25 protein-coding genes and 1 tRNA gene are annotated in these 23,502 nt (G+C 64.9%); 17 read left to right on the forward strand and 9 right to left on the reverse strand.

Annotation, left to right across the window (positions count from 1 at the left end; genetic code table 11):
* Positions 1-187 precede the first annotated feature (187 nt).
* Genes ACSUZJ_RS05905 through ACSUZJ_RS05920 form a run of 4 tightly spaced genes read left to right on the forward strand, consistent with a single transcriptional unit; the run spans position 188 to position 3,830 of the window.
* On the forward strand, positions 188-1,123 hold the full coding sequence (locus ACSUZJ_RS05905) for a branched-chain amino acid ABC transporter permease (protein ID WP_499414188.1): 936 nt from the start codon (positions 188-190) through the stop codon (positions 1,121-1,123).
* A gap of 9 nt (positions 1,124-1,132) precedes the next feature.
* A complete protein-coding gene (locus tag ACSUZJ_RS05910) occupies positions 1,133-2,344 on the forward strand; it encodes an ABC transporter permease subunit (RefSeq protein ID WP_499414190.1) in 1,212 nt (403 codons plus the stop codon).
* Complete coding sequence (locus tag ACSUZJ_RS05915; RefSeq protein ID WP_499414192.1) at positions 2,341-3,108, forward strand: ABC transporter ATP-binding protein; 768 nt, start codon at positions 2,341-2,343, stop codon at positions 3,106-3,108. Before ACSUZJ_RS05910 ends, ACSUZJ_RS05915 begins: the two co-directional genes overlap by 4 nt.
* Positions 3,108-3,830 (forward strand): ABC transporter ATP-binding protein, encoded by a 723-nt coding sequence (locus ACSUZJ_RS05920; RefSeq protein ID WP_499414194.1) that lies wholly within the window; start codon positions 3,108-3,110, stop codon positions 3,828-3,830. The genes ACSUZJ_RS05915 and ACSUZJ_RS05920 overlap by 1 nt, the downstream gene beginning before the upstream one ends.
* A 249-nt stretch (positions 3,831-4,079) precedes the next feature.
* On the opposite strand, the gene ACSUZJ_RS05925 is transcribed toward ACSUZJ_RS05920, so the two are convergent.
* A complete protein-coding gene (locus tag ACSUZJ_RS05925; protein ID WP_499414196.1) occupies positions 4,080-4,664 on the reverse strand; it encodes a phasin family protein in 585 nt (194 codons plus the stop codon).
* Positions 4,665-4,992: 328 nt separating this feature from the next.
* Here ACSUZJ_RS05925 and ACSUZJ_RS05930 point away from each other — a divergent pair, with 328 nt between their 5' ends.
* The 3 genes from ACSUZJ_RS05930 (at position 4,993) to ACSUZJ_RS05940 (ending at position 7,968) form a co-directional block, all read left to right on the forward strand.
* Complete coding sequence (locus tag ACSUZJ_RS05930; protein ID WP_499414198.1) at positions 4,993-5,910, forward strand: DMT family transporter; 918 nt, start codon at positions 4,993-4,995, stop codon at positions 5,908-5,910.
* Entirely contained in the window at positions 5,907-6,602 is a 696-nt protein-coding gene (locus ACSUZJ_RS05935; RefSeq protein WP_499414200.1) for a nitroreductase, read from the forward strand. Before ACSUZJ_RS05930 ends, ACSUZJ_RS05935 begins: the two co-directional genes overlap by 4 nt.
* 178 nt (positions 6,603-6,780) lie before the next feature.
* Positions 6,781-7,968: a serine hydrolase gene (locus ACSUZJ_RS05940; protein WP_499414202.1), complete on the forward strand. Its 1,188-nt coding sequence runs from the start codon at positions 6,781-6,783 to the stop codon at positions 7,966-7,968.
* A 239-nt stretch (positions 7,969-8,207) separates the two neighbouring features.
* On the opposite strand, the gene ACSUZJ_RS05945 is transcribed toward ACSUZJ_RS05940, so the two are convergent.
* Positions 8,208-8,993: an IclR family transcriptional regulator gene (locus ACSUZJ_RS05945; RefSeq protein WP_499414204.1), complete on the reverse strand. Its 786-nt coding sequence runs from the start codon at positions 8,991-8,993 to the stop codon at positions 8,208-8,210.
* A 155-nt stretch (positions 8,994-9,148) separates the two neighbouring features.
* Here ACSUZJ_RS05945 and ACSUZJ_RS05950 point away from each other — a divergent pair, with 155 nt between their 5' ends.
* From ACSUZJ_RS05950 to ACSUZJ_RS05985, 8 genes are all read left to right on the forward strand, one after another.
* Entirely contained in the window at positions 9,149-9,535 is a 387-nt protein-coding gene (locus tag ACSUZJ_RS05950) for a diacylglycerol kinase (RefSeq protein WP_499414206.1), read from the forward strand.
* Positions 9,536-9,635: 100 nt separating this feature from the next.
* Positions 9,636-10,274 carry a peroxiredoxin gene (locus tag ACSUZJ_RS05955; RefSeq protein WP_499414208.1) on the forward strand — a complete coding sequence of 213 codons (639 nt, stop codon included), beginning with the start codon at positions 9,636-9,638 and terminating at the stop codon, positions 10,272-10,274.
* Positions 10,275-10,626: 352 nt separating this feature from the next.
* The gene (locus ACSUZJ_RS05960; protein ID WP_499414210.1) at positions 10,627-11,400 is read left to right on the forward strand and encodes a sulfite exporter TauE/SafE family protein; all 774 of its coding nucleotides are present in this window, start codon (positions 10,627-10,629) and stop codon (positions 11,398-11,400) included.
* 240 nt (positions 11,401-11,640) lie between these two features.
* The gene (gene cysT / locus ACSUZJ_RS05965) at positions 11,641-12,486 is read left to right on the forward strand and encodes a sulfate ABC transporter permease subunit CysT (protein ID WP_312548039.1); all 846 of its coding nucleotides are present in this window, start codon (positions 11,641-11,643) and stop codon (positions 12,484-12,486) included.
* On the forward strand, positions 12,483-13,403 hold the full coding sequence (gene cysW, locus ACSUZJ_RS05970) for a sulfate ABC transporter permease subunit CysW (protein ID WP_499414212.1): 921 nt from the start codon (positions 12,483-12,485) through the stop codon (positions 13,401-13,403). Before cysT ends, cysW begins: the two co-directional genes overlap by 4 nt.
* Positions 13,400-14,482, forward strand: coding sequence for a sulfate/molybdate ABC transporter ATP-binding protein (locus tag ACSUZJ_RS05975; RefSeq protein WP_499414214.1), 1,083 nt, complete (start codon positions 13,400-13,402; stop codon positions 14,480-14,482). Before cysW ends, ACSUZJ_RS05975 begins: the two co-directional genes overlap by 4 nt.
* Entirely contained in the window at positions 14,479-15,414 is a 936-nt protein-coding gene (locus tag ACSUZJ_RS05980) for a CysB family HTH-type transcriptional regulator (RefSeq protein ID WP_499414216.1), read from the forward strand. Before ACSUZJ_RS05975 ends, ACSUZJ_RS05980 begins: the two co-directional genes overlap by 4 nt.
* Before the next feature lie 74 nt (positions 15,415-15,488).
* Positions 15,489-16,379, forward strand: a complete 891-nt coding sequence (locus ACSUZJ_RS05985; RefSeq protein WP_499414218.1) for a class I SAM-dependent methyltransferase — start codon at positions 15,489-15,491, stop codon at positions 16,377-16,379.
* An 18-nt stretch (positions 16,380-16,397) separates the two neighbouring features.
* On the opposite strand, the gene ACSUZJ_RS05990 is transcribed toward ACSUZJ_RS05985, so the two are convergent.
* The 5 genes from ACSUZJ_RS05990 to ACSUZJ_RS06010 form a co-directional block, all read right to left on the reverse strand.
* Positions 16,398-17,444, reverse strand: coding sequence for an aldo/keto reductase (locus ACSUZJ_RS05990; RefSeq protein WP_499414220.1), 1,047 nt, complete (start codon positions 17,442-17,444; stop codon positions 16,398-16,400).
* A 10-nt stretch (positions 17,445-17,454) separates the two neighbouring features.
* Positions 17,455-18,495: a quinone-dependent dihydroorotate dehydrogenase gene (locus ACSUZJ_RS05995; protein ID WP_499414222.1), complete on the reverse strand. Its 1,041-nt coding sequence runs from the start codon at positions 18,493-18,495 to the stop codon at positions 17,455-17,457.
* 180 nt (positions 18,496-18,675) lie between these two features.
* Positions 18,676-19,404 (reverse strand): arginyltransferase, encoded by a 729-nt coding sequence (locus tag ACSUZJ_RS06000; RefSeq protein ID WP_499414224.1) that lies wholly within the window; start codon positions 19,402-19,404, stop codon positions 18,676-18,678.
* A 59-nt stretch (positions 19,405-19,463) separates the two neighbouring features.
* Positions 19,464-20,186 carry a leucyl/phenylalanyl-tRNA--protein transferase gene (aat, locus tag ACSUZJ_RS06005; RefSeq protein ID WP_499414226.1) on the reverse strand — a complete coding sequence of 241 codons (723 nt, stop codon included), beginning with the start codon at positions 20,184-20,186 and terminating at the stop codon, positions 19,464-19,466.
* Between the two features lie 15 nt (positions 20,187-20,201).
* The gene (locus ACSUZJ_RS06010) at positions 20,202-20,792 is read right to left on the reverse strand and encodes an NUDIX hydrolase (RefSeq protein WP_499414228.1); all 591 of its coding nucleotides are present in this window, start codon (positions 20,790-20,792) and stop codon (positions 20,202-20,204) included.
* Between the two features lie 183 nt (positions 20,793-20,975).
* On the opposite strand from ACSUZJ_RS06010, the gene ACSUZJ_RS06015 reads away from it, so the two are divergent.
* Positions 20,976-21,052: transfer RNA gene (locus tag ACSUZJ_RS06015), tRNA-Met, on the forward strand.
* Between the two features lie 218 nt (positions 21,053-21,270).
* A complete protein-coding gene (locus ACSUZJ_RS06020; protein ID WP_499414230.1) occupies positions 21,271-21,684 on the forward strand; it encodes a T6SS immunity protein Tdi1 domain-containing protein in 414 nt (137 codons plus the stop codon).
* Between the two features lie 6 nt (positions 21,685-21,690).
* Here ACSUZJ_RS06020 and ACSUZJ_RS06025 read toward each other — a convergent pair whose 3' ends face one another.
* Together ACSUZJ_RS06025 and ACSUZJ_RS06030 are read right to left on the reverse strand one after the other, a co-directional pair.
* The gene (locus tag ACSUZJ_RS06025) at positions 21,691-22,590 is read right to left on the reverse strand and encodes a DNA-3-methyladenine glycosylase family protein (protein WP_499414232.1); all 900 of its coding nucleotides are present in this window, start codon (positions 22,588-22,590) and stop codon (positions 21,691-21,693) included.
* Complete coding sequence (locus ACSUZJ_RS06030) at positions 22,590-23,483, reverse strand: DMT family transporter (protein WP_499414234.1); 894 nt, start codon at positions 23,481-23,483, stop codon at positions 22,590-22,592. The genes ACSUZJ_RS06025 and ACSUZJ_RS06030 overlap by 1 nt, the downstream gene beginning before the upstream one ends.
* Positions 23,484-23,502 lie beyond the last annotated feature (19 nt).

Consider the following 23,502-nt stretch of genomic DNA (forward strand, 5'->3'; position numbering starts at 1 on the left):
ATTTTTCCGTTGTTCGTTTTTCAAAAAGCTCGCTATGATGGCGACGCTCGGAATTTTTGTCTTGGCAACTGTCCTTCCTGAGGGGAGACGGTCTGCGCCGCGGTGAACAAGTGGTCAGCCAGGCAACGGCACTTCGGGAAGCTCGAAGTGCCGTTTTTGTTATCGGAATAAAAAGGCAGCGGAAACGATGGAGACTTTTGTCCAGCAGATACTCAACGGGCTGGTGCTAGGCAGCATGTACGCACTGGTCGCGCTCGGGTACACGATGGTCTACGGGGTGCTCAACCTCATCAATTTTGCCCACGGCGACGTCCTGATGATCGGGGCCATGGTCGGCCTGTCGATCCTGCAGCTGCTCGACGCCCATTTCCCCGGCCTGCCGGGCTACCTGCAGCTGGCGATTGCCATCCTGGGCGCGATTCCCGTGGCCATGCTGGTCAATGTGCTGATCGAACGCATCGCCTACCGTCGCCTGCGCAACGCGCCGCGCCTGGCACCGCTGATCACCGCGATCGGCGTTTCGATCCTGCTGCAGACCTTCGTCATGGCCATGCCGTTCTGGGGCCGCAGTCCGCTGCCTTTCCCGCAACTGCTCTCGTCCGAGCCGATCATGATCGGCGGCGCCATGATTTCGCAGACCCAGGTGCTGCTGCTGGCACTGGCCGCGATCGCCATGGTGGCGCTCGTCCTGCTGGTCGAGCGCACCAAAATGGGACGTGCGATGCGCGCCGTGGCCGAGAACCCGCGCGTGGCCGGGCTCATGGGTGTCGATTCGAACCGCGTGATCGTCGCCACCTTCGCCATCGGCGCCGCACTGGCGGCCGTGGCCGGCGTGATGTGGGGCGCGAACTATGCCTCGATCACCTTCACCATGGGCGTGCTGCCCGGCCTGAAGGCCTTCTGCGCCGCAGTGCTGGGCGGAATCGGCAATATCTATGGCGCCATGATCGGCGGCCTGCTGCTGGGCATCATCGAAGCGCTCGGCGCCGGCTACATCGGCGAAGCCACCGGCGGCTTCCTGGGCAGCCACTACCAGGACATCTTCGCCTTCGTGGTGCTGATCCTGGTGCTGACCGTGCGTCCGTCCGGCATCATGGGCGAGCGCGTCGCCGACCGCGCGTAAGGAGGGACCATGTCGCTCATCACCTTCGACCTCCAGCACCGCCCCCGCCAGGCCCGCCTCAACATGGTCCTGCTGCTGGTCGTGATGCTGGCCTTCCCCTTCTTTGCTTCGCAATACGGCAACTCCTGGGTCCGCATCATCGACCTGGCGCTGCTCTACATCATGCTGGCGCTGGGCCTGAACATCGTGGTCGGCTTCGCCGGCCTGCTCGACCTCGGCTACATCGCCTTCTTCGCCGTCGGCGCCTACCTCACCGGCCTGTTCGCCTCGCCCCAGTTCGCGGCCCTGCTCGAGTCGGTCGTCTACAACTATCCAGTCCTGGGGGAATGGCTGGTGACCATGTTCGGCCCGGAAATCCAGCAGGAGGGCATCCACCTGTCGGTGTGGGCCATCGTGCCGCTCGCGGCCCTGGTCGCGGCCCTGTTCGGCGCGCTGCTGGGGGCGCCGACCCTGAAGCTGCGCGGCGACTACCTCGCGATCGTGACGCTGGGCTTCGGCGAGATCATCCGCATCTTCATGAACAACCTGATCGAGCCGATCAATATCACCAACGGCCCGCAGGGCATCAACATGATCGACCCGATCCGCATCTTCGGCGTTTCGCTGGCGGGCGAGGCCGGGTCGCAGTCGACGGTCTACATCGGCGGCTACGGCATCCCCTCGGTGAACGCCTACTACTTCCTGTTCCTGGCCTTGTGCATCGCCACCATCTTCATCACCAGCCGGCTGCAGCATTCGCGCCTGGGCCGCGCCTGGGTGGCGATCCGCGAGGACGAGATCGCGGCCAAGGCGATGGGCATCAACACCCGCAACGTCAAGCTGCTGGCCTTCTCGATGGGCGCTTCTTTCGGCGGCGTGGCCGGCGCCATGTTTGCCGCCTTCCAGGGCTTCGTTTCGCCGGAATCGTTCGCGCTGACCGAATCGATCGCCGTGCTGGCAATGGTGGTGCTGGGCGGGATCGGCCATATCCCGGGCGTGGTGCTGGGCGGCGTGCTGCTGGCGGCCTTGCCGGAGATCCTGCGCCACGTCGTCGAGCCGGCCCAGGTCGCGCTGTTCGGCGAGAAGATCGTCGAGGCCGAGGTGCTGCGCCAGCTGCTCTACGGCCTGGCGCTGGTGGGCATCATGCTGGTGCGTCCGGCCGGTCTGTGGCCGTCGCCGAACAAGGAGGAGCGCCCGAACGCGGCCCTGGCGCGCGAGGACGAAGCGGAGGCCAAGGCATGAGCGACATCCTGCTGAATATTTCGGGTGTGAACAAACGCTTCGGCGGCCTGCAGGCCCTGACCGACGTCGCCATCCGCATCGAGCGCGGCCAGATTGTCGGCCTGATCGGCCCGAACGGCGCCGGCAAGACCACCTTCTTCAACGTGATCACCGGGCTGTACCAGCCGGATAGTGGAACGTTCGAACTGGCCGGCAAGCCGTATTCGCCTTCGGCGCCGCATGCGGTGGCCAAGGCCGGCATTGCGCGCACTTTCCAGAACATCCGCCTGTTCGGCGAGATGAGCGCGCTGGAGAACGTCATGGTCGGGCGCCATGTGCGCACGAAACAGGGCGTGTTCGGCGCCATCTTCCGCCACAAGGCGGCGCGCGAGGAGGAAGCGGCAATCCGCGCGAAGGCCCAGGAACTGCTGGAGTTCGTGGGCATCGGCCAGTTTGCCAACCGCACCGCGAAATACCTGTCCTACGGCGACCAGCGCCGCCTGGAAATCGCCCGCGCGCTGGCGACCGAACCCCAGCTGCTGGCCCTGGACGAGCCGGCGGCCGGCATGAACGCCACCGAGAAGCTGGCGCTGCGCGAGCTGCTGGTCAGGATCAAGGCGCAAGGCAAGACCGTGCTCCTGATCGAGCACGACGTGAAATTGGTGATGGGCCTGTGCGACCGCATTACCGTACTCGAATACGGCAAGCGCATCGCCGAAGGGCTGCCGGCCGATATCCAGCGCGACCCGGCGGTCATCGCAGCCTACCTGGGAGGTGCTCACTGATGAGCGAGAACATTCTGAAGATCCAGGGCCTGCAGGTGGCCTACGGCGGCATCAAGGCCGTCAAGGGCATCGACCTGGAAGTGAACCGGGGCGAACTGGTTACCCTGATCGGCGCCAACGGCGCCGGCAAGACCACCACCCTGAAAGCCATCACCGGCACGCTGCCGACCGCGAAGGTCGAAGGAACGATCACCTACCTGGGCGAGCCGCTCAAGGGCAGCCAGTCGTTCCGGCTGGTGCAGCGCAAGCTGGCCATGGTGCCGGAAGGGCGCGGGGTGTTCACGCGCATGTCGATCCACGAGAACCTGTTGATGGGCGCCTACACGCGCGACGACAAGGCGGGCATCGAGGCCGACATCGAGAAGTGGTATGCGGTCTTCCCGCGCCTGAAGGAACGCTCGGCCCAGCTGGCCGGCACCCTGTCCGGCGGCGAGCAGCAGATGCTGGCGATGGCGCGCGCCCTGATGTGCCACCCGACCCTGCTGCTGCTGGACGAGCCGTCGATGGGCCTGGCGCCGATCATGGTCGAGAAAATTTTTGAAGTGATCCGCGAGGTGTCGCAGCAGGGCATCACCATCCTGCTGGTCGAGCAGAACGCGAAACTGGCCCTGCAGGCCGCGCACCGCGGCTATGTGATGGAGTCGGGCGCGATCACGATGACCGGGCCGGCAGCGGACATGCTGCATGATCCGCGCGTGCAGGCGGCGTATCTGGGGGAGTAGGGTGGGCACCCCGTGCCCACGCGAAAGGTGGCGTCATCGAAAGCCTTGACAGTACCACCGCACGCCGCGTGTCCGCCCCGTCGCTGTGAATGGTTGCCAGCGTCGTCAGGTGTAGTAGTTGAAACACTGATCACAGTTCCGCGTGGGCACGGGGTGCCCACCCTACGCGCAAGGACAGGCGGGTGTAAACGAACACGGGGCCGGTCGACATCGTCGACCAGCCCCGTTGTTTTTACTGACGCTCGAAGCTTACGCTGCGGCAGCCGAAGCGGCGTTGGCGGCGGCGGCCGGCGCCTTGGCGGCGACGGTCGAGAACTGCGAGATGGCCGCGTTCATGTTGCTTTCGATGGCTTCGACAGCCTGCTTGGTGGTCTTGCTGAACTGCTCGTAACCGGCGTTGGCGTTGCTGATCGCGGTCTTGACGGCGGCAACGAAGGTTTCCGAACCGGCAGGTGCGTTCTTGCTGACTTCGTCGACCAGGGCGATGACCTTGCGGTTGGCTTCGACGATCTGGCTTTCGGCGGCTTTCGAGAATTCGGCGCCGGTGCCGGTGGCGATCGAGGCCAGCTGGCGGCTGTACGACAGGGCTTTCTCGGCGGTCGGCTGGGCTTGCGAAGCGGACAGCTGGAAGAATTCCTGCGGATCCTTGGCCGACAGCAGCTGGCGTGCGGCGGTCGAGCCGTCCGACAGCGTGGCGCGAGCGGTGTTGATGTTCAGCTCAACCAGCTTTTCCATGCTTTCGAAGGTCTTCGAGGTCAGCGAGGACAGCAGGGCGAACTGCGACTCGAGGTTTGCTTTGGTGGCATTCGAGAACTGCTCTGGGATTGCAAACATGTGGTTCTCCAAACAAGACGTTATATGAGTGAATGCTACTAGGGACCGGTGAAGCGGGAAGGCTGGCCGGTGCATCGGAAGTATTGTGCACCGCAACAGAGCAAATTTTTCCTCACTTTGGCGGACAGGTCAAGCGTTTTTGGTGCGTCGCACCATGTGGGCAATATTTGTTGTGTCCTTGCATCGGATGAAATACTTCTGAACAACTTTATTGGCGGCTTTGCCATCGATTCCGGGTTGTTTTTCGGCTTGGAAAAAACTTGTTGCCGCCCGTGCTAGACTTGTCATTTACACCAGCTGCCCGGCCCGCCGCGCACTTTCCATCATCATGGCCCATTCGACCGCGACCCCAGGCGCTACGCGCGCCGCCCACCGCTGGCTGGCCCCGCTGCCGCTGTTTTTCGTCGTGCTGTGGAGCACCGGCTTCATCGCCGCCAAATACGGCCTGCCGTACGCGCCGCCGCTGACCTTCCTCATCCTGCGCTGCCTGGGCGTGCTGCTGGTGCTGGTGCCCGTCGTGCTGCTCTGGCGCGCGCCCTGGCCGACAGGGCGCGTCAGGCATGTCGCCGTCGCCGGCCTGCTGCTGCAGGCGGGGTACCTGGGTGGCGTCTGGAGCGCCATCAAGATCGGCATGCCGGCCGGCCTGTCCGCCCTCATCGTCGGCATGCAGCCCATCCTCACCGCGGTGGCCGCGCCGCTCATCGGCGAACGCGTGCTGCCGCGCCAGTGGCTGGGCCTGGCCCTGGGCCTGCTCGGCGTCGCTCTCGTGGTGGCGGCCAAGATCGACCTGGCCGGCCTGTCCGCCACCCCCATCCTGTATTGCGTGCTGGCGCTCATTTCGATTACCGCCGGCACCATGTACCAGAAGCGTTATTGCCCCCAGTTCGATCTGCGTACCGGCACCGTGATCCAGTTCGGCGCCACGGTGGCGGCATTGCTGCCGCTGGCGATCGTTCTGGAACAGTTCGATTTGTCGTTGTCAAAGGTAGAGTGGAACATCCACTTCCTTGGCGCCTTGCTGTGGTCGGTCTTCGCGTTGTCGATCGGCGCGATCTTCCTGCTGTTCCGATTGATCAGCCGCAGCGCCGCCACCGAGGTGACGAGCCTGCTCTACCTCACCCCGCCAACGACCGCCGTCATGGCCTGGCTGCTGTTCGGCGAGGTTCTCGGCCTGCTCGGACTGGCGGGCATGGCGGTGGCCGTCGTCGGTGTCGCATTCGTCGTCAAGAAACAGGAGACTTCATGATTTCAAGCCAGCAGCAAGAAGCGGTCGATGCCGCGATCACCTCGCGCCGCTCGATCCGCGCTTTCCTCGACCAGCCGGTTGCGCGCGAGGACATCGAGAAAATCCTCGAAGTGGCGTCGCGCGCGCCCTCGGGCACGAACACCCAGCCGTGGAAGGTGTATGTGCTGACCGGACAGGCGCGCAGCAGCCTGTCGGAAGCGATCCTGGCGGTGCACCTCGACCCGGAGCTGTCGCGCCAGCACACCGAGGAATACGCCTACTACCCGCGCGAATGGGTCTCGCCCTTCGTCGACCGCCGGCGCAAGGTGGGCTGGGATCTATACAGCCTGCTGGGTTTGACGCGCGACAACAAGGCGGGGATGGCGGCCCAGCATGCGCGCAATTTCCGCTTCTTCGACGCCCCGGTCGGCCTGATCTTCACGATCGACCGCGTCATGGAGCAGGGCTCCTGGCTCGACTACGGCATGTTCCTGCAGAACATCATGGTGGCGGCGCGCGGACGCGGGCTCGACACCTGCCCCCAGGCTGCCTTCACCCAGTACCACCGCATCATTGCCGAGCAACTGCAATTGCCTGCCAACGAAACGGTGGTGTGCGGCATGGCGCTGGGCTGGGCCGATCCTGCGAAGATCGAGAACTCGCTCGTGACCGAACGCGAACCGCTTGCTTCGTTTGTGCACTTTATGGAATGACATGTTGCGGCACGAGCACATTTAAACGCCAGGAAAAATTTGTCCCCCCTCGCCGCGCGCCATAAGCCGTTGAGGTGGGGCAAAATGAACGCCACAGTGTTAAATCTGCTTGTACTTGAGTTCAACACGACTACACTTGAGTTATAGCTCATCAGTTCCGTAAGCAGAGGGAGTGCAGATGATTAAGCTTGCGTTGGCCATCCTGGTATCGCTGTTCCTGGTGGCGGAGCCGGTCTCCGCGGCCGGCGCCGGCGCGGGTAGCCAGGCCAGCTCGGCCAAGCAGAAGCGCCAGGCCGCCAAGAAGCCGGTCAAGAAGAAAGCGGCCGCGAAGTCCAGGCGCGCCAAGCGCAAGGAGGTGGCGCAGGCCATCGCCGACGACAACCGCCAGCGCATGGTGCGCCGGGTTACCAAGGTCAACGGCAAGCGCCGCGTCACCTACCATGTCGTGCGCAAGGCCGCCCCGACCGTGGCCGCAATGCGCACCGCCGGCGACCTGGCCGGCCTGCACAAGACGGATGACCCGCTGTCGCTGCGCTCGAACGTCGCCTTCGTGCTCGACCAGAACAGCTCCGAGGTGCTGTTCGAGAAGAACGCCAACGTCGCGCTGCCGATCGCCTCGATCACCAAGCTGATGACCGGCCTGGTCGTTGTCGAGGCCGGCCAGGATCTCAACGAGATGCTGACGATCACGAATGCCGACGTCGACCGCCTCAAGTACAGCAGCTCGCGCCTGCCGGTCGGCGCGCGCATGACCCGCGGCAACCTGCTGCACATCGCGCTGATGAGTTCCGAGAACCGGGCCGCTTCCGCCCTGGGCCGCAACTATCCCGGCGGCATCGAGGGCTTTGTCGCCGCGATGAACGCCAAGGCGAAGGAGCTGGGCATGAACGACACCCGCTACGTCGACTCCAGCGGGCTGTCGAGCCAGAACGTGTCGAGCGCGCGCGACCTGGCCAAGCTGGTCGCCCATGCCCACCAGAAGCCGCTGCTGCGCCAGTACTCGACCGACCCGAACTGGGTGGTCGAGGCGAGCGGCCGCCCGATGCGCTACTCGAACACGAATTACCTGGTGGCGCTGCCGGACTGGAACATTGGCCTGCAGAAGACCGGTTTCATCAACGAAGCGGGACGCTGCCTGGTGATGCAGGCGATGATCCAGGGACGCAATGTGATCATGGTCTTCCTGGATTCGAAAGGGAAGATGTCGCGTACCGCCGACGCGGGGCGCATGCGCCGCTGGCTCGAGGCGCTCACACCCGACAGCATCGTGCCGGCGGTCCACGCCGCCACGCCGGCCACCGCCAGCGAGGGAACGCACACCTCGTTCTCGACCGTGTCGGCGGCGACAGTCCTCCAGAAGCGCTGACAGCCTGCCGGAACAGACCTGTAGGGTGCACCCCGTGCCCACGCGTTACGCAGAGTCACGTACGAGGAATGATCGCCCGCAAAACATGCGATGGACGCAACCCAGTCTGGATTGACGTTGGCGGGCGAGAGCTTGCAGCCAACGTGGAAAGGATGGGCACGTAACGCGTGGGCACAGCGTGCCACTCTACGACGCCTCGATAATGCGCCTTGCCTGGGAACGGACAGGGCGCTCAAAGATCAGGCTGCCGAGGCGGGGCGGAAGCCCAAGGTGGCCGAAATCTGCCCGGCGGTATGCACCAGGTCGTCGAGCCATTCTTCCTGCAGGCGGTCGGCCGGCGCCGAGATCGACAGGCCGGCCACCAATTTCCCGCTGTCGTCATGGATCCCGGCGGCCATGCAACGCACCCCCAGCTCCAGTTCCTCGTTGTCGCGCGCATAGCCGCGCGCCCGCACCAGGCTCAGTTCGCGCTCGAGCTTGGCAAGATCGGTGATCGAATTCTTGTTATGGCCGGCCAGGCCGGTCCGGGTCGCATAGGCGCGGATCGCCTTCGGCTCGTCGACCGAGAGGAAGAGTTTGCCGGTCGAGGTCAGGTGCAGCGGACCGCGTCCACCGATCGCACGCACCACCTGCATGCCGGAGCGCTCGGAAAAGGCACGGTCGATGTAGACGATCTCGTCGCCCTGGCGCACCGACAGGTTCACCGTCTGCTGGGTCTTCTTGTGCAGGTTGCGCATGAAGTCGAGCGCCGCTTCGCGCACCGACAGGCGGCTCTTGACCACGTTCCCCAGTTCCAGCAGGCGCATGCCCAGGCGGTAGGTGCCCGGCTCGACGCGGTCGACGAAGCGCGTGACCACCATGTCGTTCAGGATGCGGTGCGCAGTGGAAGGGTGCAGACCCGATACCTTGGAGAGTTCTTTCAGGCTGACCGGGTCGGGATAGTTTGCCAGCGCATCGAGCAGCGCGACCATGCGTTCAATCACCTGGATCGATGTCTTGGCTGGTTCAAGGGTTTCGATTTTCATGATGTGGTTGGTGCAGTGCAGTATCGTCTCTACTTTATACCATAATGCGAAAAAGCGTCGACCGATTCGCTAGTGTCCAGCATCTAATGCCTGGAAGCCCCGGTATGCGGGGGAACAGGCATAATGACAACTCTGTATGTCTCGTTGGAAATGAAATGGAAGATCCGGTCAGCGAATTCAAAAGCAAGGGTGGGTTCCGGCGCATCATCAATGCGTCCAATTATTCGATCCAGGGCCTGGCAACGGCCTGGCGCATCGAACATGCCTTCCGCCAGGAAGTGCTGGTGTTCGCGCTCGGCGTGATTTTCGCCTTCGTGCTGCCGGTGTCCGCCTTCGAGCGCCTGGTGCTGATCGGCGTCCTGCTGCTGGTGCTGATCGTCGAACTGATCAACTCCGCCTTCGAGGCCGTGGTCGACCGCATCTCGCTCGAACGCCACCCCTTGTCGAAGAACGCCAAGGATTTCGGCAGCGCCGCCGTCGGCCTGACGGTTCTGCTGGCCGCCATCACCTGGGGCACGGTGCTCTACAACCGGTTTGCGTGACAGCTCGGCAAGCTTGCCCAAAATGCCGCACAATGGCTGAATTGTCAGTACGGCGCCATGGTGACGCCGTACATCCTCGTCCTCAACTATGGAGAAAACCATGAGCTTACGCCTCGGCGACACCGCACCTGACTTCGAGCAGGATTCCAGCATCGGCCGCATCCGCTTTCACGAGTGGGCGGGCGACTCCTGGGTGGTGCTGTTCTCGCACCCGGCCGACTTCACCCCGGTCTGCACTACCGAACTGGGCCTGACCGCCAAGCTCAAGCCCGAATTCGACAAGCGCAACGTGAAGGCGATCGCGCTGTCGGTCGACCCGGCCGAGCAGCACCGCGAATGGATCAAGGATATCGAGGAAACCCAGCAGACCGTGGTCGGCTTCCCGATCATCGCCGACGCCGACAAGTCGGTGTCCGAGCTGTACGACATGATCCACCCGAACCAGTCGGCTACCGCCACCGTGCGCTCGCTGTTCGTGATCGACCCGAACAAGAAGGTGCGCCTGATCATCACCTACCCGATGAGCACCGGCCGCAACTTCGACGAAGTGCTGCGTGTCATCGACGCCCTGCAGCTGACCGACGGCTACACCGTGGCCACCCCGGGCAACTGGAAGGATGGCGACGACGTGATCATCCCGCTGACCGTGCAGGACCCGGAACAGCTCAAGCAGAAGTATCCGAAGGGCTACACCGCGCCGCGTCCTTACCTGCGTTTGACGCCGCAGCCGAACAAGTAAGTATGCAAACGCCGCTGCCGGCCCGCTGCGCGTGCCGGCATGCGCGCCCTTCGATCGGTCGAAACCTCATCGAAGGGCGTAGGGTGGACACCTGTGTCCACGCCGTACGACCGTGGCATATCGCAACGTAAGCCGGTAGGCCGAGGTTCGCGGCGTTCCGGTTAAGCCGCATGATCTTGACCGGTGATCCCGCGTGGGCACAGGTGCCCACCCTACGAAAACCGCATAACGAATCCTACTCCCGAGCAATCATCCGCACCCTCATCCCCACTGCACGCATAAGCAAATAAGGAAGCTGTCGTTTGTCCAACGGCTGACCCGGCTTACTCTTGGGTTCACTTGAGGGTACAGCATGTTGATGACATACATTACGGCCGGCTTCGGGGTCGGTCTCCTGGTAGGCATGACGGGCGTCGGCGGCGGTTCGCTGATGACGCCGCTGCTCACGCTGCTCTTCGGCGTTTCGCCGACCGTCGCGGTCGGCACCGACCTGGCCTTTGCCTCGATCACCAAGAGCGCGGGCACCATTACCCACCGCTTCAACAACACGGTCAACTGGGCCATCGTGCGCCGGCTCTGCCTGGGCGCGCTGCCGGCAGCGCTGGTCGCCACACTGTGGCTGCGCCACTACGGCGCGCTCGACGCGCAGATCGGCCAGCTCATCCGCTATTCGATCGCCGGCTCGGTCATGCTGACCGTGGTCGCGCTGCTGTTCCGGCGCCGCATGCTGGCCTGGATCAATGCCCATCCGGGACGCCAGCTGCAGGGCAGGGCCCTGACTGCCGCCACTATCCTCTCCGGCGCCATCCTCGGCGTGCTCGTCACCATTTCGTCGATCGGCGCCGGCGCCATCGGCGCGACCCTGCTGGTCATGCTCTACCCGAAGCTGACCCCGGCCGAAGTGGCGGGCACCGACATCGCCTATGCCGTGCCGCTGACCGCGATCGCCGCCTTCGGTCACTGGTGGCTGGGCTCGATCGACTGGATGCTGCTGCTGACCTTGCTCATCGGTTCGCTGCCTGGCATCACCCTGGGTTCCATGTTGGCGCGCAAGGTGCCGGAGCGCTTCCTGCGCGCACTGCTGGCGATGACGCTGACCGGCGTGGCAGCCAAATTGATCTACTAAGAGTGCCTAACAAAAACCTCCATGGCGGCGTTGCGTCGTCTCGCCGTACGCTCGTACTGTCTTCGACGACGCGCCTTGCCCTGAAGGTTTTGTTAAGCACTCTGATTCATTTACCGAGCTTATGAAGTTCAGCGTGCTAATAGCGTAATTCGTCTATGCAAATGAAGATTCCTTCGTTTGTATTATGAAAATTGCGTGAGATTATGTCAGCCTGTTAGAAGAAAATGTAATAAGGCACCCATGACTTCCATCCCGCAAGCACGCGCACCCGGCCGGGTCATACCCGGTTTCGGGCTCTCGCTCGGGTTCACGATCTTTTACCTTGCACTGATCGTGCTCATCCCGCTCTCGGCCGTCTTCCTCAAGACCTTCACCATGAGCTGGGAAGCCTTCTGGAGCGCCGTCACCTCCGAGCGCGTGGTCGCTTCCTACAAACTCACCTTCGGCGCCTCGCTGATCGGCGCGGCGCTCAACGTCGTCTTCGGCGGCATCGTCGCCTGGGTGCTGGTGCGCTACAAGTTTCCGGGCAAGCGCTTCATCGACGCCCTGGTCGACCTGCCGTTCGCGCTGCCGACCGCCGTGGCCGGCATCACGCTCACCGCCCTGTATTCCTCGAACGGCTGGATCGGCCAGTATCTCGACAAGCTCGGTATCAAGGTCGCGTTCACGCCGCTGGGCGTGGTGGTGGCGCTGACCTTCATCGGCCTGCCTTTCGTGGTTCGCACCGTGCAGCCGGTGCTGGAAGAGGCCGAGCGCGAGCTCGAAGAAGCGGCAGCCAGCCTGGGCGCCAGTCCCCTGCAGACCTTCTTCCGCGTGATCCTGCCCTCGATCGTGCCAGCCCTGCTGACCGGTTTCGCGCTGGCCTTTGCCCGCGCCACCGGCGAATACGGTTCGGTCATCTTCATCGCCGGCAACCTGCCGATGGTCTCCGAGATCACGCCGCTCTTCATCATCACCAAACTGGAGCAGTACGACTATGCCGGCGCCACCGCAATCGCGGTCGTGATGCTGATCATCTCGTTCATCCTGCTCCTGACGATTAACCTGCTCCAGGCATGGACGCGCAAACGGGCGGGCAAGAAATGAGCGCTGCACTCGATACCATCGTCGATAAACCCACCGTCGCCGCGCCGGCAAGGTCGCGCGCGCCGAAAACCAATACCTTCGAGCCGAACTGGGTGCGCTGGACGCTGATCGCCGTCGCGCTGATCTTCCTGACGCTGTTCCTGTTCGTGCCGCTGGTCGCCGTGTTCACCGAAGCGCTCAAGCGCGGCTGGGACACCTACGTCGAATCCATCCTCGACCCGGATGCGGTCTCGGCCATCAAGCTGACCCTGATCGCCGCCGGCATTTCCGTGCCGCTGAACCTGGTGTTCGGCGTGGCCGCCGCCTGGGCGATTGCCAAGTTCGACTTCCGCGGCAAGAGCATCCTGCTGACCCTGATCGACCTGCCGTTCTCGGTGTCTCCGGTGATCGCCGGCCTGATCTACGTGCTGCTGTTCGGCGCCCAGGGCTGGTTCGGCGAGTGGCTGGCCGCGCACGACATCAAGATCCTGTTCGCGGTGCCGGGCATCGTGCTGGCGACCGTGTTCATCACCTTCCCGTTTGTCGCGCGCGAGCTGATCCCGCTGATGCAGCAGCAGGGCACCGAGGAGGAAGAGGCGGCCCTGGTGCTGGGCGCCAGCGGCTGGCAGACCTTCTGGCGCGTGACGCTCCCGAACATCAAGTGGGGCCTGCTGTACGGCGTCATCCTGTGCAATGCGCGCGCGATGGGCGAGTTCGGCGCCGTGTCGGTGGTCTCGGGCCACATCCGCGGGGAGACCAATACCATGCCGCTGCAGGTGGAAATCCTCTACAACGAATACAACTTCACGGCCGCGTTCGCGATCGCGTCGCTGCTGGCGCTGCTTGCGCTGGTGACGCTGGCCGTCAAAACCTTTATCGAATGGCGCCTGCACCAGTCCAGGAGTAGCGACGCCGGCAACACGGAGCACGCGCAATGACGATCGAAGTCCAACACATCCGCAAACAGTTCGGCCAGTTCACCGCGCTCGACGACGTCTCGCTGCAGTTCCCCGACGGCCAGCTGACCGCCTTGCTCGGTCCTTCGGGCTGCGGCAAGACCACGCTGCTGCGCATCATCGCGGGCCTCGAGCATCCGGATTCCGGTTCGGTCCTGCTCGACGGCCAGGACGCCTCGCACCGCCACGTGCGCGAGCGCCAGGTCGGCTTCGTGTTCCAGCACTATGCGCTGTTCAAGCACATGACCGTGTTCGAGAACGTCGCCTTCGGCCTGCGCGTGAAGCCGCGCCGCGAGCGCCCCTCCGAAGACCAGATCCGCGCCAAGGTCAAGCAGTTGCTGGAGCTGGTGCAGCTCGACTGGATCGCCGACCGCTACCCGCCGCAACTGTCCGGCGGCCAGCGCCAGCGCATCGCCCTGGCGCGCGCCCTCGCCGTGGAGCCGCGCGTGCTGCTGCTCGACGAACCCTTCGGCGCCCTGGACGCCAAGGTGCGCAAGGAACTGCGCCGCTGGCTGCGCCGCCTGCACGACGAGCTGCACGTCACTTCCATCTTCGTCACCCACGACCAGGAAGAGGCGCTGGAAGTGGCCGACCAGGTGGTCCTGATGAACAAGGGCCGCGTCGAGCAGCTCGGCACCCCGGAGAGTGTGTATAACCAGCCGGCTTCGCCTTTCGTCTACGGCTTCCTCGGCAACGTCAACCTGTTCCACGGCCGCGTGCACGAAGGCGTGCTGGCCAGCGGCGACGCCCTGTTCGACGCCCCCAGCCTGAACGGCGTGAACAACGCCTCGGGCGTCGGCTACGTGCGGCCGCACGACCTGGACGTGGAGCGCTATGTGCCAGGCCAGCCGGGCCAGGAGGGTATCGCCGTCAAGCTGCGCCGCGCCCATGCGATCGGTCCGCTGGCCCAGCTCGACCTCGAGCGCCTCGACACCGCCCAGCTGATCGAGGCCGTGATCCCGAACGAGCGCTTCGCGCGCCTGGGCCTGAAGGAAGGCGAGACGCTGACCGTGCGTCCACGTCGCATCGAAGTGTTCGTCGACGAAGGAGGCGGCATATGAACTTCCAGCAGCTGCGCTCGGTCCGCGAGGCCGCGCGCCGCAACTTCAACCTGACCGACGTCGCCAACGCGCTGTTCACCTCGCAGCCGGGCGTGTCGCGCCAGATCCGCGAGCTCGAGGAAGAGCTCGGCGTCGTCATCTTCGAGCGCAACGGCAAGCGCCTGACCGGGCTGACCGCGCCCGGCAAGGGCATCCTGAAGATCGTCGAGCGCCTGCTGGTGGAAGCGGAGAACCTGGCCCAGGCCAGCCAGGAATACGCGGCCCAGGACAGCGGCACGCTGACCATTGCCGTGACCCACACCCAGGCGCGCTACGCGCTGCCGCAGGTGGTGCAGTCCTTCCGCAACGCCTTCCCGAACGTGCGCATCGCCCTGCAGCAGAGCGCGCCGGAACACATCGCCGAATGGGTACTGTCGGGCCGCGCCGACATCGGCATCGCCACCGAGGGCCTGTCGGCCTTCCCGGACCTGGTGTCCTTCCCGTGCTACCGCTGGAGCCACGTGGTGGTGGCGCCGGACGGCCACCCGCTGCTGGGCAGCACGCCGCTGCGCCTGGAAGACCTGGCCAATTATCCCCTGATCACCTACGACGTCGGCTACACCGGCCGCGGCCACATCGACGAAGCCTTCCGCAGCGCCGGCCTGACGCCGGACATCGTGCTCACCGCCATGGACTCGGACGTCATCAAGCAGTACGTCTCGCTGGGCATGGGTGTCGGGATCATCGCCTCGATGGCTTTCGACCACGGACGCGACAAGGGCCTGCGCGCGGTCGAGTCCTCGCACCTGTTCGCGCCCAACGTGACGCGCCTGGCCGTGCGGCGCGGAGCGTATCTGCGGGCGTATGCCTACCACTTCATCGAGCGCTTCGCGCCGGGGTTTACGCGGTCGGATATCGAGCGGACCTTGCAGGCGGAAGTGGCCACTTCCTGATTGTTTGAAACATTCTCCTTATGCTAAATTAGCAAGGTTTCCATACATCCGGAAATCATTGTTAAGGAGAAGTGGTGCCAACATCAGAACAGCTGTCGGATGACATCGAGGAATCGTACGGCAGCCAGGTAGTGGCACCTGTACAACCGGGCCCGCGCTGGGTCTCGCAGGCCCAGCAGGCGGCGATCCGCCAGGTCGACCATTTCAGGCGCAGCGAATACCGCAATCTTGACCTCGACAGGCTGATCGCCTCGTATGTGTACGATTTCGTCGAGCCGCTCCTGCGCCTGCAGCCGAGTGCGGCGCGCGTGGCGGACGTGGGCGCTGGCTACGGCTGGCTGGCCCTTGCTTTCGCACTGCGCGCAGGCGTGCGTGTGGTAGTGATCGAATACGACGCGCAGCGCCTGCTGGCGGCGCAGCGCATTGCCGCCATCCTGGGTGTGGCGGACCGGATGGAATGGGTGAACGCGTCGATCGCCGCCATTCCCTTGCCCGACCAGTCGGTCGATGCCGCCTATTGCGTCGAAGTGATCGAACACACCGGTGTCGACCCTGCGTTCGTGCGCGAACTGGGACGCATCACGCGCGACGTGCTGGTCATTACGACACCGAACAAGCTGTTCCCCGTCATCGGCCACGACACCGAGCTGCCGTTCTGCCACTGGTTGCCGCTGCCGGCACGCAACCTCTATGCGCGTGCGTTCGGTCGCATCCGCAGGCAGCACAACAACCTGTTCTGGTCGCCGCGGCGCCTGCTCGGCGCGATGGAGGGCTTTCGTCGCGTGTCGACCTTCCTGCAATTCGAAGACTATGCCCGCTACCGCGAGGTGCGCGCCCACCTGGGTGGGCGCGCCGGCTGGCTCGGCAACTGCAAGGCAGCGTACTATACGCTGGCCGCCAGGCTCGGACGCCACGCCATTTACTTCCTCCCTAACCTGGCATCGACCTACCGCCGCGCCGGTTAAGAGCCCCTGAGCCGGGGTCTACTGTCCGGGGTTCGTGATGCGCGCGTGGATCGCATCGATTTGCGCGCACACCTCCGGCGGCAGGACGATGGCCGCCGCATCGATGTTCTCCTTCAACTGATCCAGATTGGTCGCCCCGATGATGGTCGACCCCACGAACCACCTCGAATAGCACCAGGCCAGCGCCATCTGCGCCGGGCTCATGCCGTTCGCGCGCGCCAGCGCCGCATACTCGCGGGTTGCCGCCAGCACTTCGGGCCGCACGTAGCGCGGGCTCCAGTTCGGCGGGAAGATCGTCAGCCGCCCATGCGCTTTCGGATCGTCGATGTACTTGGCCGTCAGCTGCCCGAATGCGAGCGGGCTATAGGCCAGCAGGCTGACCTCTTCGCGGAAGCACGCCTCGTCGAGCAGGGTGGTCTCGAAAGCGCGCGCGGTCAGGTTGTAGAGGTTCTGGATGGTGGCGATGCGCGGCAAGCCCTTGGTCTCGCTCTGCTTCACGTATTCGCACACGCCCCAGGGGCTTTCGTTCGATACGCCGATGTGGCGGATCTTGCCGGCCTTGACCATCTCGTCGAGCGCGCCCAGGGTTTCCTCGATCGGCACGCTGGAACGCTCGCGCTTCGGGTTGAAGCTGTTGGAACCAAAAATCGGCACGTTCCGGCTCGGCCAGTGGACCTGGTAGAGGTCGATGTAGTCCGTCTGGAGGCGCTGCAGGCTGGTCTCCACCGCCGCGCGCACGTTGGCCGCGTCGAGGTCGTGGGAAGCGCCGCGGATCCAACCCATGTTCGCGTTCGGGCCGGCGATCTTGGAGGCGATCACCAGGTTGTCGCGGCGGCCGCGTTTTTTCAGCCAGCTGCCAATGAAGCGCTCGGTCGAGCCCTGGGTCTCGGCGCGGCCCATCACCGGGTACATCTCGGCGGTATCGATGAAGTTGATGCCGCGCCCGACCGCGTAGTCGAGCTGGGCATGTGCGTCTGCCTCGGTATTCTGCTCGCCGAAGGTCATGGTGCCGAGGCAGACCTTCGACACCGTCAACTCCGTGCGGCCGAGCTGTTTGCGTTCCATCGCGTTCTCCTTAGTGCCCCTTCAGGGCGTCCGCGCACTCGCGCACCAGCGCTGGACCCCGGTAGATCAGGCCGCTGTACAGCTGCACCAGCTGGGCGCCGGCCGCCATCTTTTCCTTCGCGTCCGCACCCGACAGGATGCCGCCGACGCCGATGATCGGCACCGCGTCGCCCAGTTCCTTCTTCATGGAGCGCACCACGATGTTCGACAGGTCGAACACTGGGGCGCCGGACAGGCCGCCGGTTTCGTGGCCGTGGCGCATGCCGGCGACGTGGTTGCGGCTGAGCGTGGTGTTGGTGGCGATCACGCCATCGATCTTGTGGCGCAGCAGGGCGCCGGCGATGTTCTGGATCTGGTCGATGTCGAGGTCGGGTGCGATCTTCAGGGTCAGCGGTACATAGCGGCCGGTCTGGTCCGCCAGGCGCGTCTGCTCAGCCTTCAGCTGCGACAGCAGGTCGTCCAGTTCGGATGCGCCCTGCAGCTGGCGCAGGTTCTTGGTGTTCGGCGAGGAGATGTTGACGGTGACGTAGCTCGCGTACGGGTAGACCTTGCGCAGGCAGTGCAGGTAGTCCTCGGCCGCGCGTTCGATCGGCGTGTCGGCGTTCTTGCCGATGTTCAGGCCGAGCACGCCCTGCTTCTCCTGGTAGAAGCGCGAGGCCTGCACGTTGGCGACAAAGGCGTCGACGCCGCCGTTGTTGAAGCCCATGCGGTTGATGATGCCCTGCGCGGCCGGCAGGCGGAACATGCGCGGCTTCGGGTTGCCGGCCTGGGCGCGCGGGGTGACGGTGCCGATCTCGATCGAGCCGAAGCCGAGCGCCGCCAGGCCGTCGATGTAGGCGCCGTCCTTGTCCAGGCCGGCGGCGAGGCCGACCGGGTTCGGGAAGGTGATGCCCATCACGACCCGCGGGTCGGGCGCGGGCTTCTTGAACATGCCGGTCATGCCGCGCTCGGCGGCGCGGCGCAGGGCCGGCAGGGTCAGGTTGTGGGCGGTTTCAGGCGGCAGCGTGAACAGCAGGGGGCGGGCGAGGGTGTACAGGAATTTGTCGGACATGGAGCGCTCGTAAAAATGGTCGCGCCATTGTACCGTGCGCGTGTGCCTTATCGACATCAGTGCGGATAAGCCGTAGGTGGACGGGTCTCCCGTCCACCCGGTGATAGTTGGCAGCAAGATCATCCAGCACGATCACGGAGCCGGCATATCACGGAGCCGGCATATCACGGAGCCGGAATCTTAACGATCCAGGATGCCCCACTTCCCGTTGATGCGCGCCTCCAGCGGCCGGAAGTTGATCTTGTAGGCCATCTTCGGGCTCTGCTCGATCCAGTAGCCGAGGTAGACGAAGGGCAGGCCCAGCTCGCGCGCCTGGCCGACCTGCCACATGATGTTGTAGGTGCCGAAGGACGCGCCGGGCACGTCCGGATCGAAGAAGGTGTAGACCGAGGACAGGCCGTCGGACAGGACGTCGATGATCGAGACCATGCGGAGCAGGCCGTCGGGCTCGCGGAACTCGACGAGGCGCGTGTTGACCCGGCTTTGCAGCAGGAACTGGGCGTACTGGTCGCGGCTGTCCTGGTCCATGCCACCGCCGACGTGGCGGGTGGTCTGGTAGCGCAGGTAGAGCGCGTAGTGCTCGTCCGAGAACGAGAGGTTGGCGACCATGGCGGTGAGATCCGCATGGCGCTTCCAGGCCCGGCGCTGGGTGCGGCTGGGCGCGAAATCGGCGCAGCGCACACGCACCGGGATGCAGGCCTGGCAGCCGTCGCAATAGGGCCGGTAGGTGAAGATGCCGCTGCGGCGGAAGCCGTTCTTCACGAGCTCGGAATACACGTCGGCATTGATCAGGTGCGAAGGCGTGGCCACCTGCGAGCGCGCCTGGCGCGCGTCGAGGTAGCTGCAGGGATAGGGTGCGGTCGTGTAGAACTGCAGCGTGGAGAAGGGCAGGTCATTAAGGTGCGTCATGCAGAACTCTCGAGACGACGTGATGAACCTATTCTAACGAAGGAAGGGGGCGCGCACGGTTAAGTGCCCAACGGTGGCGCCACTTCCCAGCGTTCGATGGCGCGCTCGCGGATCGCGGCGCGCAGGTGCTGCAGGAAGACGCTGCGCGGAATCGGCGCCGCGCCCAGGGAGGCCAGGTGGCCGGTCTCCTGCTGGCAGTCGATCATCCGCACGCCATGCGCGCGCAGGAAAGCGACCAGGTAGGCAAGCGCGACCTTCGAGGCGTCGGAAACGCGCGCGAACATCGACTCGCCATAGAACATGCGGCCGATGCACACGCCGTAGGCGCCGCCGACCAGTTCGCCGTCGAGCCAGACTTCGGACGAGTGCGCATACCCCATCCGGTGCAGGCCGCCGTAGCCGGCGATGATGTCTTCGGAAATCCAGGTGCCGGGCCCGTCCTTGCGCGGGGCGGCGCAGGCGCGCATCACGCCCTCGAAATCGCTGTCGAACTTGACCGTCCAGCGTCCGCCTTCGGTGCGGCTGCGCTCGACGCGGCGCAGGGTCTTCTTCAGGCTGTCGCTGATCTTGAACTCGCTTGTGTAGAGCACCATGCGCGGGTCGGTGCTCCACCAGAGGATGGGCTGGCCTTCGGAGAACCAGGGGAAGATGCCGTTCTGGTAGGCCAGCAGCAGGCGCTGCGGCGACAGGTCGGCGCCGGCCGCGAGCAGGCCGGGCGCGTCGATGGTAAGCGCCTCGGACACGTCGGGAAACGGCGTATGCGTGTCGAGCCAGGGAATCATGACGTGCCTGCCTGCTCAGTCGGGTTCGCGCGGTGCGACCATCGGACGGACGATGTCGTGGCTGTGGAACCCGTAACCGGCCTGTTGTCCGCCCTCGCGCATTTTGACGCGGTCGGCAAAGAACAGTTCCAGGGTCTTGCGGATCGTCGGGAAAGCCAGCTCGTCCCAGGGAATGTCGCGCTCGGAAAACATCTGCACTTCCAGGCTTTCCTCGCCCGGGTTGAATTCCAGGTTGCGCAGGCTGGCCAGGTAGAACATGTGGACCTGGTGCACGTGGGCGACATTGAGCAGGGCAAACAGATTGCCGAGCTCGATGTTGGCGCCGGCTTCCTCGTCGGTCTCGCGCGCTGCGGCTTCACCCGTGGTCTCGCCGTTTTCCATGAAACCCGCCGGCAGGGTCCAGTAACCGTAGCGCGGTTCGATCGCGCGCCGGCACAGCAGGACCTGGAGCTCTCCTTCATGTTCCCACACTGGAATCGTACCGATCACCATCTTGGGGTTCTGGTAATGAATCGTGCCGCACTGGGTGCACACATGGCGCGGCCGGTTGTCGCCTTCGGGAATGGCCAGCGCGACCGGATGGCCGCACTCGGAACAGAATTTCATAAAAAATGGCGAAAATGAATGTATGCCTACTTTACACCCGAATGGCCCGGCTGTGCCGCCAGCGCGGGCCGACTGCGCCCGGCCATATGCCTGCCGGAGGCCCCGTTCGTGCTGCAATCGCACATTGGGCTGGGATTGAGTTTGCCTAAAGTGCCGAAGGGGCGTATAATTCATTTCATCAGACGCGGGGTGGAGCAGTCTGGCAGCTCGTCGGGCTCATAACCCGAAGGTCACAGGTTCAAATCCTGTCCCCGCAACCAAATTCGAAGCCGTTGATTCCTTGGGATCAGCGGCTTTTTCATTTTCCGGCCCTTTTTCCTTCCCGAAATATCCTCGACCAGGATCAAGCGGACTGCGCTTTGACGGCACCTGGCGAACCCGGCACTGTCCAAAACAGGCTGGCTCGGCTGTATGCGGGCCGCGCCAACGATCTCATGCTGAGTTCATCCTGAATTTCATGCGAATAACGGGTTCGACCATGATTACTGTTGACGACATTAACGAGGCCTGGGGCTGGGTGGGCTTGAGCGCCGTCGAAGTGCTGGGCGCCAACGCCTTCGGCAATCTGATCATTCGCGACGCCGACGGCAGCTACTGGCGGCTGCGGCCGCAAGACCTGTGCTGCGAACCGGTCGCCGAAGACCGCGCCGCGCTCGACGCCCTGTCCTACAACCAGGACTTCCTGAACGACTGGTACATGCCGGAACTGGTCGACCTGGCCGAATCCACGCTCGGCCCGCTGACCGATGACCGCACGTACTGCCTCAAGATTCCCAGCGCGCTCGGCGGGCACTACGGGCGCGACAACCTGGCGACCGTGCCCCTGTCGGAGCTGATCCGCTTCTCGGGGGAGGGTGCGCAGCAGTTCGAGGGCTTGCCGCGCTGGTGCTGAGCTTTGTCAGCCCGCCTGGCTTGCCGGCTGGTTCAAACTCGCCCACAAATACGCTGCCGCCATGGTCCGATGCGGCCGGTAGGCCTCGAGCCAGGCCTGTGCCTGGGCGATGTCGGGTTTCGCGGCCGCGCCTGTCAGGCGTCCGATCGCGCTGCGCACCGCCACGTCGCCATGCAGCGAGCAGTCGGCGTAACCATAGCCGCGCAGCAAGGTGTAATTGATCGTCCAGGGGCCGATGCCCTTGATGGCCAGCAGGGCGGCCCCGGCATGCTCCGGGTCGTCGTCCGGGCGCAGCAGCAGGTCGCCGTCGGCCACCAGGCGCGCCACGCGCAGCAGGGTCTCGGCCTTGGCGCGCGAGAACTTGCGGCTGGTGAGGGCCGCGATGTCGAGCCGCGCGACGTCGCCCGCCTCCGGGTAGCACCACAGGCCGCTGCTGTGTTGGCGGCCTGCCTGTTCGATGAAGGTGCGGCGCAGGCTGATCGCGAACGGCAGGTTGATCTGCTGGCCGATGATGGCCCAGGTCAGGGCCTCGAACACGGTGGCCGACTGCACGATGCGCAGCCCAGGCAGGCGCCGTACCAGCGGGCCGAAGACGGCGTCGTCGCGCACGGCGTCGGCAAACGGCGCCGGGTCGATGCGCAGCGCCAGGATGTTGCGCAGCGCCGCCTGGGCCAGCGCGGCGCCGGCGGCATCCAGTCCGGCGTCGGCCTCGATGCGGCAGGCAACCTCGTCCTGCCTGAAGCGCAGCGCGAACAGTACTGGCACCCCGTTCAGCAGCACCGCCTTGCGCACGCCGTCTTCGCTCACCTGTTCGGCCAGTTCCTCGGCGTCGCGCGCATGGAAGGCCAGCACGTCGGCGACACGGTATTGTGCGGGCAGGGTCAGCGTCAGCTCGTGCACGGCCATTATTTGCCTGCGGCGGCCGGTGCGGCGCGTCCCAGGCGCGGCACGAAGCCGGTGACGAGGGCGGTGCCGACCAGCACGATGGCCGAGCCCGCCAGGGTATGCCAACCCACCACCTCGCCCAGGAACAGCGCGCCCCACAGGATGCCGAACACCGGGTTCAGGAAGGTGACGGTCAGCGCCGAGGTCGGGCCGACTTCCTCGATCAGGCGGAAGTAGATCAGGTAGGCGATGCCGCTGCACACCACGCCCAGGGCCAGCACCGCCGCCCAGACGCCCGGCGTCGGCGTGGCGGGCGATGGGAAGAAGGGCAGGGCCGGCAGCACGAACAGGGTCGCCGCCCACATGGTGCCGTGGGCGTTGGCGAAAGGCTCGACGCTTTTCGCCGACTTCGCGTACAGGCTGGCGATGCTGTAGCACAGCGCCGCCGCCAGCGCCGCCACGAGCGCAACGGCCGCGCCTGGACGCGTCGACACGTCGTCGAAGCCGACCAGCAGGGCCACGCCGGCCGTGCCGAGCACCAGGCCGAGACCGGTACGCAGGGTGATCGGCTGGCGGCCCCAGAGCGCGCCGAGGAGGGCGCCCCACATCGGCGCGGTGGCGTTCAGCACCGACAGCACCGAGGCCGTGAGCGTACGCGCGCCATAGGCGAACAGCAGGAAAGGCAGGGCCGAGTTGAAGAAGCCCAGCATCAGGTAATGCTTCCAGTTGGCGCGGATGTCCAGCCGCTTGCGCAGCACCAGGCCGACCGCCGCCAGGAACAGCGCGGCGAACAGCACGCGGTACTCGATCAGCACGGCCGGCCCGAGCACCGGGGCGCCGATACGCATGAAGAGGAAGGAACCGCCCCAGATGGCGGCAAGCAGGAGGAGGCGCAGGAAATTGGAGGTGTTCATCTTGTTATAGCCGGCAAAG

The sequence above is a fragment of the Telluria sp. B2 genome (assembly GCF_051789535.1).
GTDB lineage: Bacteria > Pseudomonadota > Gammaproteobacteria > Burkholderiales > Burkholderiaceae_D > Telluria.